The organism is Microvirga brassicacearum (assembly GCF_008757455.1).
Classification (GTDB): Bacteria; Pseudomonadota; Alphaproteobacteria; order Rhizobiales; family Beijerinckiaceae; genus Microvirga; species Microvirga brassicacearum.
Genome location: NZ_VCMV01000033.1, coordinates 24,370 through 35,242, shown reverse-complemented (window position 1 = coordinate 35,242; position 10,873 = coordinate 24,370). Strand labels below are relative to the sequence as shown.

The 10,873-nt window shown below is 60.5% G+C and carries 11 protein-coding genes; 2 read left to right on the top strand and 9 right to left on the bottom strand.

The genetic code is table 11. The features are described 5' to 3' along the window. Positions 1-174 precede the first annotated feature (174 nt). Positions 175-666 (bottom strand): thermonuclease family protein, encoded by a 492-nt coding sequence (locus FEZ63_RS17980; protein WP_150947039.1) that lies wholly within the window; start codon positions 664-666, stop codon positions 175-177. A gap of 206 nt (positions 667-872) precedes the next feature. Between FEZ63_RS17980 and FEZ63_RS26250 the strand changes: the two genes are divergently transcribed. After that, on the top strand, positions 873-1,115 hold the full coding sequence (locus tag FEZ63_RS26250) for a DUF982 domain-containing protein (RefSeq protein ID WP_150947099.1): 243 nt from the start codon (positions 873-875) through the stop codon (positions 1,113-1,115). A 70-nt stretch (positions 1,116-1,185) separates the two neighbouring features. Here FEZ63_RS26250 and FEZ63_RS25210 read toward each other — a convergent pair whose 3' ends face one another. The 8 genes from FEZ63_RS25210 to FEZ63_RS17935 all read right to left on the bottom strand — a co-directional run bounded on the left by FEZ63_RS25210 (position 1,186) and on the right by FEZ63_RS17935 (position 9,960). Beyond that, positions 1,186-1,860, bottom strand: a complete 675-nt coding sequence (locus FEZ63_RS25210) for a hypothetical protein (protein ID WP_201274196.1) — start codon at positions 1,858-1,860, stop codon at positions 1,186-1,188. A gap of 259 nt (positions 1,861-2,119) precedes the next feature. Then, complete coding sequence (locus FEZ63_RS17965; RefSeq protein ID WP_150947037.1) at positions 2,120-3,049, bottom strand: dihydrodipicolinate synthase family protein; 930 nt, start codon at positions 3,047-3,049, stop codon at positions 2,120-2,122. A 25-nt stretch (positions 3,050-3,074) separates the two neighbouring features. Beyond that, the gene (locus FEZ63_RS17960; protein ID WP_201274195.1) at positions 3,075-4,802 is read right to left on the bottom strand and encodes an IlvD/Edd family dehydratase; all 1,728 of its coding nucleotides are present in this window, start codon (positions 4,800-4,802) and stop codon (positions 3,075-3,077) included. After that, entirely contained in the window at positions 4,799-5,713 is a 915-nt protein-coding gene (locus FEZ63_RS17955) for an NAD(P)-dependent oxidoreductase (RefSeq protein WP_150947032.1), read from the bottom strand. Before FEZ63_RS17955 ends, FEZ63_RS17960 begins: the two co-directional genes overlap by 4 nt. An 81-nt stretch (positions 5,714-5,794) precedes the next feature. Next, positions 5,795-7,309 carry a tripartite tricarboxylate transporter permease gene (locus FEZ63_RS17950; RefSeq protein ID WP_150947029.1) on the bottom strand — a complete coding sequence of 505 codons (1,515 nt, stop codon included), beginning with the start codon at positions 7,307-7,309 and terminating at the stop codon, positions 5,795-5,797. A gap of 28 nt (positions 7,310-7,337) precedes the next feature. Next, positions 7,338-7,817, bottom strand: a complete 480-nt coding sequence (locus FEZ63_RS17945) for a tripartite tricarboxylate transporter TctB family protein (RefSeq protein WP_150947026.1) — start codon at positions 7,815-7,817, stop codon at positions 7,338-7,340. Positions 7,818-7,892: 75 nt separating this feature from the next. After that, positions 7,893-8,888 carry a Bug family tripartite tricarboxylate transporter substrate binding protein gene (locus tag FEZ63_RS17940; RefSeq protein ID WP_150947023.1) on the bottom strand — a complete coding sequence of 332 codons (996 nt, stop codon included), beginning with the start codon at positions 8,886-8,888 and terminating at the stop codon, positions 7,893-7,895. 70 nt (positions 8,889-8,958) lie between these two features. Further along, positions 8,959-9,960 carry a 4-hydroxythreonine-4-phosphate dehydrogenase PdxA gene (locus FEZ63_RS17935; RefSeq protein WP_244622869.1) on the bottom strand — a complete coding sequence of 334 codons (1,002 nt, stop codon included), beginning with the start codon at positions 9,958-9,960 and terminating at the stop codon, positions 8,959-8,961. Between the two features lie 211 nt (positions 9,961-10,171). Here FEZ63_RS17935 and FEZ63_RS17930 point away from each other — a divergent pair, with 211 nt between their 5' ends. Then, a complete protein-coding gene (locus FEZ63_RS17930) occupies positions 10,172-10,861 on the top strand; it encodes a GntR family transcriptional regulator (RefSeq protein WP_150947098.1) in 690 nt (229 codons plus the stop codon). Positions 10,862-10,873: the final 12 nt, after the last annotated feature.

The following is a 10,873-nucleotide window of genomic DNA, read 5'->3' as shown; positions in this document are numbered from 1 at the left end:
AGCCGATACAAGGACTACGTCCTCTGACACTAAGCGAGTTTGACGCGCGCCGTTGCGCCGTCAAAATCGGCGGGAGCGACTGCATTGGAGTGCCCATACTTGAGGTGGCGTGGGCGGACACCGGCAGCAGACCCATCGCAATGGCGATGACGACGAGAGGGATGAGTTCGCGTGTCACGCCGGATCCCGTTCGTCCCGGCGCCAGTCCCAGGGCATGACAAAGCGCCCTGCCCACAGCCCACGCTTCGCTCTGCGTGCATCAATCTCGTTTGCGGTGTACCGTCCGTCTGAGTATCGCACATACTCAACGCCCCAACCCTGACGAACGAGCTCCGCACCGAGATCCCAACCATCGACCGTGCATACCGCCACGACGCGCCCATAACGATCACGGTCGGTCTGTTCGCAGATTGCGCGACCGTTCCGGCCAGCCAATCCCTGGAGCGCTTCGGCCGACTTGGGTCCGCAAAAGTATTTGTCGTTGGCAGAAGTCTGGCAGGTCTGCCGGCCCTCGGGCGCATCGATTCCGTAGAGCCTGATGCGGGTGCTCAGTCCATCCAGTGCTATTGTATCGCGGTCAATGACCTGGGCCCGTCCCTCAAAGGTCTGCGCGGCAACGATCGATGGCAGCAAGAGGGCACACAGGAAATACATGAGGTGACGCATCGCCCTTGATCGTCTGTAATTTATCATTACGCAAGGTCACGGTGTCTATCTTGCTGGTTGTTCGCCCATAACCAGAGCGCTGCTTCACCTTGAACGTAAACGGAAGCAAAGAATGGATCGGAACTCCGGTGACCCGTCGCAACCGGGGCGTGGATCCCTTCCTCGAGGCATCCACGCCCACTCGTGCTACTATCCTCTTATGACCGATCTCAGGTTCTTCTCACCTGTTCCAATTCGCGTCGACGCATGGTCGCAGAAGTGTCTCGCGAGTCGACGAGGCGGTTGAGGTCTTGCTCTACCAGTGCCCGAAATCAGCAACGGGCGACCCGATTGTGAGGGCGGCGCTGAAGGCGTGCCACGACGCAATGTCTGGCAACAGTGCGGTCCAAAATGCCAAGACGGCCTTCGAGGCTGCTGCCCGCGAGATCGGAATTTTGGACGAGTCTTAGCGCTCAGTAACCGAGGGATCATCAGGCAAGCGCGTCACGAAGAATTTCCCTTCCGTTCGTTGGCAAGCTTTTAGCACCTGCCGCGCTGTGGAAAGCCCGAAATGGAGAAGGTCGGGCAAGGTATCTTGGAGGTACATTGCTCAAGGGCAGCCTTGAGCTGCTCCGATGCGCGGACGGTTAGTTCGAGAGCGGCAGCTAACTCGCCACGCGCCTTCTCCAGGTTCTTGAAGGCTCGGTACACCTCGTTATTGGAACGGGCGATCAGCGGCCTGAGGTCGAGGTTTGCCGTTGCATCCCGGAACGGACCTATTCCGTTTAGAAGCTTCTGATTTGCCGCGGCCAGGACCAGGCATTCCTTGAAAGCGAGTGGCGCCACCTGCGCACGCGCCGGCGGGCCCGTTAAGGCCAACAGGCAGGCGGTGAGAACAATCTTCCTGCCCCATCGAGTCATCCGAACAATCACGGCAGCATGCCCTCCTCGATGAGTTGAACGGTTCCATCCTTGCAGAGGAACTTCGCCGACGCGGTGACAGCTATCGCCGGTGCCCCCGCGCTCACTGGCGCTCAAGCAAGGCCCGGCAAGGCCGACCAGTTGCGGAGACACTATGAACCTGGCCAGCGAAACATCGATGGGACCGACACTGTCATTGAGATCCATCGGGTCGACCGGTTCACAGGCTTCGAGGTCGTCTTCATCGAAGACCGTTTCGGCAACGGCATAGGGCGGTCCGTTGAACCATCCCATTCGGGAGGCTATCAACCTCGCTCAATATGACAATGCCGCTTTCGGGCTGTGATATATCGACGGGATCCACTCGTATCGCGACGATCGTCCTCGTCCCGATATCGGTGCACCGCCAGCGATAGACGCTGGGTCCTTCTGTGATAAACTCACATCCGATCCTGAAATCCGCATGTTCCACGCTTCATCTCCCGTCGTCTTTCGCGGCGAATTGCCGAATGGGCACATCTAGCAATGGCTTCATTGGCGGCGCTAAGGGACGTCACTTCCCCCAACGCAACGCGAGCGGGCTTAGTTCGCGGGCCAGTTCAAGCAAGCCAGCGTGGGTGTCGCGATGAAGAGGTTCGAGGGGATGACGCACGGCGTCGCTGCGGATGACTCCGCCTTCCATCATGACGGTCTTCGCGGCACGAAGACCGCATTGCCGATTCTCGTAATTGATCAGGGGTAGGATGCACGCATAGGCCGCCGCTGCCTCCTTGCGCTCTCCCTTCCTATGATGTTCGACGACCGGCCTTATCAGATCGGGCAGCAATGCGCTGCACATGGTGCCGGTCGCGCCGGCATCGAGGTCCGCCATCAGCGTGATCGATTCCTCGCCGTCGAACGGGCCTTCGATCAGATCGCCTCCGGCCTCGAGCAGGTTGCGCAGCTTCGCAGCCGCTGCCGCCACTTCGATCTTGAAATAGCGCACCAACGGAACTTCGCGGGCTAGGCGAACGAGAAAGGAGGCCGAGAGAGGAACGCCGCTCAAAGGGGCATCCTGGATCATGATGGGAATCCCTGCCGCCTCTGCCACGCGGGCAAAATGCTCCACCATTCTCGTCTCGTCCGCGCGCAGCCCTGTTCCGTGATAAGGGGGCATCAACATCAGCATGCGGGCGCCGGCCGCAGTTGCCTTGCGGGCGCGCTCAGTGGCGATCCGCGTACTGAAGTGGCTGGTCGTGACGATCACGGGCACGCGATCGGCCACATGGGCGAGACAGATTTCGGTCAGCGTGTCCCGCTCCTCGTCCGTCAGCAGGAATTGCTCGGAATAATTCGCGAGGATGCAGATGCCGTCGACACCCTGATCGATCATGCAGTCGAGCACGCGCCGCTGACCTTCGAGGTCGAGATCGCCGTTTTCCATGAAGGGAGTCGGGGCAACAGGAAACACGCCCTTGTAGGGACGTGATGTTAAAGAAGCCATGATCGTCTCTCCGGATGGACCGCGTTCAGTGGTTGTCGCGCGGAACGGCAGCGCCGCTCCCGCCGACCAGAAAATCGAAATCAGCGCCCTCATCGGCCTGGAGAACGTGATCGACATAGAGCTTGACGTAGCCACGATTGCCGTGCCCTGCCGGCGGCTGCCAGGCAGCCTTGCGACGATCGAACTCGGCCTCGTCCACATGCAAATGCAGGCTGCGCGCGTCGACATCGAGCGTGATCCGATCGCCATTCTCGACGAGGGCCAGCGGGCCACCCGCAGCGGCCTCGGGCGCGGCGTGAAGAACGACGGTCCCGTAGGCCGTTCCCGACATCCGCGCGTCCGAGATGCGGATCATATCCGTGATCCCCCGCTTCAGAATTTTTGGCGGCAATGGCATGTTGCCGACCTCCGCCATGCCGGGATAGCCCTTCGGCCCACAATTCTTGAGAACCATCACGCAGGTCTCGTCGATATCGAGAGTATCATCATTGATGCGGGCATGCAGGTCTTCGATCGACTCGAACACGACCGCGCGACCCGTGTGCCGCATCAGGTGCGGTGAGGCGGCCGATGGCTTAACGATGGCGCCATTAGGCGCGAGATTGCCCCTCAAAACGGCTATGCCGCCGTTGGGCTTTACCGGCGCATCAAAGGGGTGAATGACCTCGCTGTTCCAGCACGTCACATCCTGGTTGTTCTCCCAGATCGTGTGGCCATTGACGGTCATCGCATCCTTGTTGATGAAGCCCTTCTCAGCGAGTTCACGAATAACGACCGGCAAGCCACCGGCCTCGAAGAAATCCTCCATCAGGAAGCGGCCGGACGGCATCAGATCGACCAGGCAAGGCACCTCGCGTCCGAGGCGGTCCCAGTCGTCCAGGCTGAGCTCAACACCAATTCGGCGGGCCATCGCGATCAGATGGACGACGGCATTGGTGGAGCCGCCGATCCCGCCGTTGACACGGATCGCGTTTTCGAAGGCTTCGCGGGTCATGATTTGCGACAGCACGATGTCCTGCTTCACCATTTCGACGATGCGACGGCCGGCCTCGCGTGCCAGCAGGTTGCGGCGGGCGTCGACCGCCGGAATAGCCGCGTTGCCCGGCATGCCAACACCGAGGGCTTCCACCATGCAAGCCATCGTGGAGGCGGTGCCCATGGTCATGCAGTGCCCCTGCGAGCGGTGCATCGACGCCTCCGCCTCGTAGAAATCGGCGAGCGTGATCTGGCCGGAGCGCAATTGCTCGCTCATGGAAATCGTATTGGTGCCGGAGCCGATATGCTTGCCCTTGTAGAATCCCCGCAACATCGGACCACCGGAGACGCCGATCGTCGGCAAATCCACGCTTGCCGCTCCCATCAGCAGCGCGGGTGTTGTCTTGTCGCACCCCATCAACAGTACGACCCCGTCGAGCGGGTTGGCCCGGATCGATTCCTCAACATCCATGGAGGCAAGATTGCGGTAGAGCATGGCGGTCGGGCGCAGCATGGTTTCGCCGAGCGACATAACGGGGAACTCAAGCGGGAAACCGCCTGCGTCGAGAACGCCCCAACGCACATGCTCCGCGATGGTCTTGAAATGCGAGTTGCAGGGTGTGAGTTCGGACCAGGTATTGCAGATGCCGATCACCGGACGGCCATCGAACTGGTCATGCGGAAAACCCCGGTTCTTGAGCCACGAGCGATAGTAGAAGCCCATCTTGTCTTGACGAGCAAACCAGGCTTGGCTGCGAAGATTTTTCTTATCGGTCATTTCCATTTGTCCTTGAGATTCTGCCGGGCGGACCTGTCGTTCCTGCGTTCCAGTTCGACGAGCAACCCAGAATGGTCGAGATCGCCCGCATGTTGAATGAGCTCGCGGAAGAGATCGGCGGTGATGGCCGTGTAGGGTATCGCATCCATGTCAAGCTGCATGGCAGCATCGAGGGCATTGTCGAGATCCTTCAAATGCGTGACCGAGCGCCCTTTGGTCGCGAAATCGCGCTCCACCATGCGCTCACCGTGTAGTTCCAGAACGCGGCTCTCAGCAAATCCTCCGCGCAGGGCCTCCCGGACCTTGGCCGGATCCGCGCCGCCACGCTGTGCCAGCAGGAGAGCTTCGGCAACTGCCCCGATTGTCACGCCGACGATGATCTGATTGGCGAGCTTCGCGAGTTGCCCCGCTCCGTGAGGTCCCACGTGAACGGGCCGACCCATCACGCGCAAAACGGCTTCCACTTTGGCGCAAACCTCGGCATCTCCGCCCGCCATGATCGCAAGCGTGCCCTTCTCCGCGCCGACTGTTCCCCCGGACACCGGCGCGTCAATGTGATCGATGCGGCGCTGTTTGAGCAGCCTCGCGTGTTCCTGTGCCTCCGCAGGCTTGATGGAACTCATGTCGATGACGATGCTGCCCGGACGCAAAGCATCCGCGACACCATGCTTGAACAGAACGTCCGCGACGATGGCGCCGTTCTCGAGCATGAGAATGACCATGTCGGCCCCGCTCACAGCCTCAGCGGCCGTGTCGGCGACTCGGGCGCCGAAGGGTTCAAGCGCGTCGGCTTTCGGCCGGGAGCGATTCCAGGCAACAACCGAGTAGCCAGCATCGAGCAGACGCCTCGCTTGCCGCGATCCCATGAGGCCGATGCCAAGGAAGGCGACCGCGCCTTTATCGGATTTCATCTCGAAAGCCTCCTTGCCGCCCGAATGCTGCGCCGACAACCATCCGATATGAGGACTTCGCCACGACTCGCCCTTGCACGGTCACGCAGCCGCCGAAGAGGACTTGGCTCGCGCCAGTCGCCCTGCGGCCGCTGCGACAAGGGGCCAGACAGCCAGCAGCATTCCGAGGGTGATGAGCGTGCCGACAAGGCCGTTCGACCAGAAGATGGAGAGGGACCCCTTCGACATGATCATTGATTGCCGGAACGCATCCTCGGCCTTGTCCCCGAGCACCATCGCCAGAACCAACGGCGCGATGGGATAATCGAGCTTCTTGAAGATATAACCCGCGACACCGAAGGCCAGAGCTAGCCAGAGATCGAACGGACGACCGGCGACCGTGTAGGCGCCGATGAAGCATACCACGACGATCACCGGCCCGATGATCGCGAACGGGATGCGCAGGATGGATGCGAAGATCGGAATGGTGGAGAGGACCACGAGCACAGCGACGATATTGCCGAGATACATGCTCGCGATCAGCCCCCAGACGAAATCAGGGCGTTCGATAAAGAGCATCGGACCGGGATTGAGACCCCAGATCATCAAGCCGCCCATCATCACCGCGGCGGTCGCCGATCCTGGCACGCCTAGGGCGATCATTGGCAGAATGGCGCTGCTTCCAGCGGCGTGGTCGGCGGTCTCCGGTGCCACGACGCCTTCTGGCTCACCTTTGCCAAACCCCTCTTTTCGGCGCGACAGGCGTTTTGCAAATGCGTAGCTCATGAAGGAAGCGGCCGTCGGCCCACCGGGTGTAATCCCCATCCAGCACCCGATGATGCTGCTCCGCACCAGGGCAAGCCAGTATCGGGGCATAGTTGCGATCGTTCGGATGACATCGCGTGGCGCCACACGTGCCCTGATGCCGTCGAAGCGCAGCCCCTCCTCCATCGTCAGCAGGAGCTCACCAATTCCGAACAGGCCGATCACCGCGATGAGAAAGCTGATGCCGGAGAGAAGCTCGTTGAAGCCGTAGGTCAGGCGCAGGCCCCCTGAAATGGTATCCATGCCGACAGCCGCGAAGGCGAAGCCGAGACCCATCGACACAACGGTCTTGAAAGGTGAGGCTCCGCCCAGACCGACAAAGCTGGCGAAGGCGAGGAAATAAACGGCGAAGTATTCCGGGGAGCTGAACTGGAGCGCGAAATTGGCGACCCACCCTGAGAGAACCGTGATCAGGATCACGCCGACGAGCGCACCGAATCCGGCCGACAGGAACGCGAGAGTCAATGCCTCTGCGGCCCTGCCCTGCTTAGCCATCGGATAGCCGTCGAAGGTCGTCGCGGCGGACGATGGTTCGCCGGGAATGTTGAACAGGATCGACGTGGTCGAGCCGCCGAACAGCGCCCCCCAATACATGCTGGACAGAAGGATGATGGCCGAAACCGGGTCCATCGTGAAGGTGAGTGGCAGGAGCAGCGACACGCCATTGGGCGCACCGAGGCCGGGCAGAACTCCCACCAGGATTCCGAGAAGGACGCCCACGATCATCAGCGCGACGTGATAGGTCGTCAAAGCAACGCCGAAACCGTGCATGAGCGGTGCGAAATTTTCCACGGCCAGTCTCCCGTCGAGCGATCGAATTTCAATACAGGCCCAAGGCAGCTTCAAACGGCCCCTTCAAGAGCGGAACCTGAAATCCAACTTCGAGGACGAAATAGAAAAAGATTGCTGCGGTGAGCCCCGCCGCCGCTGAAATTGCAATTCGATATCCGCCCTGCAACCACATGACGAAAGTGAGGTACAGGGCGGTCGCGACGCAGAGCCCGAGAAGAAGCGACGCGATGACAAAAAGAACCATCGGCCCAAAGAACGACGCCACCCGCATGCCCTGGATTCGGTCGACGAGAACAGTCTGCAACGCGGCGCGACCGACGACCGTCTGTGCGAGCGTGACGAGACTGGCCGCAGTGACCAGGAGACCGATGTAGAATGGAAATGTACCGGGCTCTGGGCCGGCTGCGCCCCAGCCGACTCCGTACTCCAGGGATCCGACAACCGCAGTGAGGCCTAAGCCGGCGGTCGCGATGGCGGTCCCAATCTCCGCAGAAAAACGAGAAATCATCGCGTCACCATCCGCTCGCAACATCTGACACGCCGGCGCAGATCAGACTGCGCCGGCTCTTGGGTCCGACGCAAACTAGCGAACGACCCATCCTTCGCGTTCGAACACTTTCTTGTTCTTGGTATCGTCTTGAGCGATGAAGGTTTTCAGCTCTTCGCCGGCAAGGAAGCGTCCGGTTTGGGATGTGCGCTCGATATATTCCTTCCACTCGGGCGTCTCGCTGACCTTCTTGAGCAGGTTCGCGTAGAAGGTGACCGCTGTGGCGGGCACTCCGCCAGGCAGCCAAGTGGTTCGCGGCATTTGGAATTGATCGACCGGGATGCCGGCTTCCTTGCAGGTTGGGATGTCAGACCAGCCCATCGTCGGCGTCACCTTAGGGCCTTCCTGCAGGCGCGTGGGGCTAAACACGCACAAGGGTTTTATCATCCCTGCCTTCCATTGGGCGGCGTTTTCGTTGGGATTATTGGTGTTCGAGTCAATATGTCCGCCCGCGAGTTGAACAGCCGCCGTGCCGCCGCCCTGGAAGGGAACGTAGATGAACTTCGTTCCAGTGGCATCTTCGACAAGGCTGGTAAGCGTCTGATCGGTGTCCTTGGACTGGCTGCCACCCATCTTGAGCGTTTCAGGCTTGGCCTTGACAGCTTCGATGTAGCTTTTCGCATCGTCGAAGGGCGCCTTCGCGTTGACCCAGAGCAGGAACTCGTCGAGCGCCATGGCGGCGACGGGCGTCAGGTCGTCAGGCTTGTAGGCCAGCTTGGCAACGTACGGCAGAAGGTATTCGTTGTTGGTGCCGAACGTGAGTTTGTGGGGATCGCCCGCCGCCCCCTTCGCATAGACGTAGCCCTCCGCCCCGCTACCGCCGCCCTTGTTGGTCACGACGACGGACTGATCCATGAGTTTGTGCTTCGCGATGATCGACTGGACAATGCGGGCAAAGTTGTCAGTGCCGCCGCCGGGGCTGGACGTGACGACGAACTCCACCGGTTTTGTGGGCTGCCATTCGGCCTGAGCAGCGCCCCCGAGTACGACCGTGAAGGCTGTTGCGAGCAGCCATGACGTTTTCTTTAGCATTTTCTTCCTCCCTTGTTGATTTGCCCGGTCCATGGCGTCGAACCAGGATCGATGAGACGTCGATGAACTCCTACGCGGCTTCGCCTGTCGAAGTGCGTTTGGCGCGGACCTTGAAAGCCATGCGGATCGCCAGCCGGAGAGCCTCGCGGCTCGCGCCGAGATTGGCGATCCCGCGGCCGGCGATTTCGTAGGCCGTGCCGTGAGCCGGCGTACAGATCGGAAACGCGAAACCGCCGATCAATGTAACGCCGCGATCGAAACCCATCAGCTTCATGGCGATCTGGCCCTGGTCGTGATACATGGTCAGCACAGCGTCGAAATCGCCGTTCTTGGCGCGTAGAAAAACGGTATCGGACGGGAACGGTCCCTCGATCGTCAATCCGCGTTCACGCGCCTGTTGGACTGCAGGTTCGATAATTTCGATTTCCTCGCGACCGAAATTGCCGCCGTCACCCGCATGAGGGTTCAGGCCGGCAACCGCAATTCGCGGCTTGGCAAAACCGGCAGCGCGCATGCAACGATCCGCGAGCGTTGTCGCTCTTATAATCGCATTCTCAGAAATGGCGGACGACACCTGCGACAGGGGAATGTGCGACGTCACGCGTGCGTTCCAGAGGCTGCCCAGCACATTGAACTCGCTCGCTTCCGCGGCTGTCTTGAGGACATCCCGCACGAAACGGATCTCATCATCGTAGCCGTCGTAAGCAAGCCGCATCGCCTTCTTGTTGAAGGGGGTGAAAAAGACCGCATCCGCGGCGCCTGATTGGGCAAAAAGCAATGCCCGGCGAAAATTTTCGGTGGCGAAGAGACCGCCTTCCAGCGTCGCCGTCGCCGGGCTCACCTGTTCGGGACTGAGGTTCTTGAGATCCACGAAGACGGGGCGGCCGGATACCGGCGCAATGGCAAGCTCGGAGGGCATCACCTCGACGTCGACCTCAACCTTGGCGATGCGGGCTCCCTGCTCGAAGATCCGAAAATCTCCGAAGAGCACCAATTGGGCGTCTGCGTGGATTTCGCTGGAGGCGACGAGCCTCGCTGCGATCTCCGGGCTGATCCCCGCCGGGTCGCCCATGGCGAAGGCGATCGTGGGACGCTCTGGACGGGGGGGAGAAGAACTGCCGCTCACTGATACCTCACCTCGATGACCTAGCGACGGTAACAGCGGTGAAAACTGTACGCAAGCATGCTGCATACAGAATTTTATTGTGTTAATTCGGATGGAGGTATAAGCGTGGCTCGAGGAAGAGCAGGTTCGCGGGCAGAACGGGATCATGGATCAGCAGATGAAACCTGAGGCGGCTAATCCGTTGACGATCGATCTTGAAGATCGTGGACCTATTGCGCGGCCAAGCCTCCACGAAGCGATCGTCGCGCGGGTTCGCGACATGATCATCGAGGGAAACCTTCCCCCCGGCTCTCGGATTCACGAGGGAAATCTGGGCATCGAATTAGGTGTATCCCGCACACCTTTGCGAGAGGCCCTGAAATTTCTCGCGAGCGAGGGTCTCCTTGAACTTTCGCCGGGGCGTGGCGCGGTTGTCCGGCAATTCAGTCCCAAGGATGTCCGCGACAGCCTCGTCGTCCTTGGAGACTTGGAAGGACTCGCTGGACGGCTCGCCTGTGAACACGCGACCGACGCTGAGATTCAGGAAGTCCGAAAGCTGCACGACCGGATGATGGACATGTACGCCAACCGGGATCGCCTGCCCTATTTCAAACTGAACCAGAACATTCACACCGCCATCCTGCGCATTTCGAAAAACGAGGCATTGGCCGACGTTCATGGCATCCTGCAAGCTCGCCTCCGGCGCATCCGCTATATCGGCAACGAAGGCCCCGAGAAATGGGCGGGTGCCGTGGCAGATCACGAGGAAATCATATCCGCCCTAGAGGCGCGGGATTCGGAGCGCCTGTCAAAGGTGCTCAACGCGCATATGGAGAAAACCTGGGAACGCGTCAAAAACGCCATCTAGAATCCGCGGCCT

Coding starts and splice junctions, on each gene's coding strand:
- FEZ63_RS17945 (WP_150947026.1), bottom strand. CDS start 7,817: ATGATTTCTCGTTTTTCTGCGGAGATTGGGACCGCCATCGCGACCGCC.
- FEZ63_RS17955 (WP_150947032.1), bottom strand. CDS start 5,713: ATGAAATCCGATAAAGGCGCGGTCGCCTTCCTTGGCATCGGCCTCATG.
- FEZ63_RS17980 (WP_150947039.1), bottom strand. CDS start 666: ATGCGTCACCTCATGTATTTCCTGTGTGCCCTCTTGCTGCCATCGATC.
- FEZ63_RS17965 (WP_150947037.1), bottom strand. CDS start 3,049: ATGGCTTCTTTAACATCACGTCCCTACAAGGGCGTGTTTCCTGTTGCC.
- FEZ63_RS17940 (WP_150947023.1), bottom strand. CDS start 8,888: ATGCTAAAGAAAACGTCATGGCTGCTCGCAACAGCCTTCACGGTCGTA.
- FEZ63_RS25210 (WP_201274196.1), bottom strand. CDS start 1,860: ATGGGATGGTTCAACGGACCGCCCTATGCCGTTGCCGAAACGGTCTTC.
- FEZ63_RS17930 (WP_150947098.1), top strand. CDS start 10,172: ATGAAACCTGAGGCGGCTAATCCGTTGACGATCGATCTTGAAGATCGT.
- FEZ63_RS17960 (WP_201274195.1), bottom strand. CDS start 4,802: ATGACCGATAAGAAAAATCTTCGCAGCCAAGCCTGGTTTGCTCGTCAA.
- FEZ63_RS17935 (WP_244622869.1), bottom strand. CDS start 9,960: ATGGGCGACCCGGCGGGGATCAGCCCGGAGATCGCAGCGAGGCTCGTC.